This window comes from Bacillus sp. GMs2/2, from assembly GCF_050172095.1.
GTDB lineage: Bacteria > Bacillota > Bacilli > Bacillales > Bacillaceae_G > Bacillus_A > Bacillus_A cereus.
This window is the reverse complement of the sequence record NZ_JBNLYE010000696.1, coordinates 1-1,263: the sequence shown is the minus strand read 5'-3', so window position 1 is coordinate 1,263 and position 1,263 is coordinate 1. Positions and strand designations below refer to the sequence as shown.

The following is a 1,263-nucleotide window of genomic DNA, read 5'->3' as shown; positions in this document are numbered from 1 at the left end:
CTCACTTTTATCATTATGCAAATTAACTATACACAGTCATTGTGAAAACAGTGTGTTTTCTACATGTAATTCATTTCATATGAGTTGACTATGTATCATGTATTTTCATTTTTAAATATAAAGAGACTTCTTACTATGCATAGTAAGAAGGCTCTTTATATAATTCTCAAAAAAATATAGCTTCTATAGTTGCTTAATAATTACATATTTTTCAGGTATCCAACTATTCTGTCCGATATCTACCGCATTTCCCACTCTACCCCACACTCGAAAAGATGTCGATCCATCTATGTTTCCTTTATAATTCATACATTCAGGCTCTTCATAATAATTTACTCCGTAACCGACAGGATATTTTGAAGTTGCATAAAACCATTTCACATTAAAATGTTTTAAATATACCCACTGCTTATCGTTCCCTAAACAAATCATATCTTGCTCACCGCCTCCCCAATAACCTGCTAAGATTAAATATGGAATTTTCTGAGTGAGTGTACCTGTAAATTGGGGATTCATGGGGTTTTCATATAAATTTATTCCATATCCATCAGGATATTTTGAAACTGCAATACCAATGCCATTCGGTTGCTGTGTATACACTATGTTAGATTGATTTGCTTTGTTCGAATTTATAAACCAAGAAAGTGACTTATTTCCTACTAATCGATTCAGATCACATTTCCCAATCCCAGGAACATTCCCTGAATCCGTATATTGCCACATATCGCATGGATATGCTGGCTTATTCCCTCCATAACGAGGGATCCATACGAAATCAGCTTCAATATTACGTGCTCCAAATGATAGATACGTGTGATGCCCTACATATAATCCTACTTTTTCCGCACCTAAACGGCGTAATTCATCAATAAATGCCTGTGTCCCGCCTTGCATATCTACCATCGTTTGAACTTCTACGTCCGCTACCCAAAACTTAGCAGATTGATCACCACGATTCCAAAAATCTTGTGCCTCTTTCTTTGCATCAGCAATAGATATAAAACGGCAAAAAGCATAATTACCGAATGGGATACTATGCTTTTTCATTTCACTAACATAATTTTGATACATAAAATCCACCGTATTAGAGCCATCTTGAACTCTAGCAATCACTAAATCTAGCTGAGATGCTGCAATATCCCAATTGATAGTTCCATTCCATTTTGAAATATCTACAATATACCCCATACATTCCAGCTCCTTTTTAATGTCTTATTCATAGCTTGTTTTATTGTAAGCCTCCTCTCTCTAAAACTAGCTATC

At 35.1% G+C, this 1,263-nt stretch carries 1 protein-coding gene; it reads right to left on the bottom strand.

Features of this window, described 5'->3' with window-relative positions; translation table 11 throughout:
• Nucleotides 1–183: 183 nt before the first annotated feature.
• Nucleotides 184–1,188 carry a glycoside hydrolase family 25 protein gene (locus ACQGS6_RS28765; protein WP_000540660.1) on the bottom strand — a complete coding sequence of 335 codons (1,005 nt, stop codon included), beginning with the start codon at nucleotides 1,186–1,188 and terminating at the stop codon, nucleotides 184–186.
• Nucleotides 1,189–1,263: the final 75 nt, after the last annotated feature.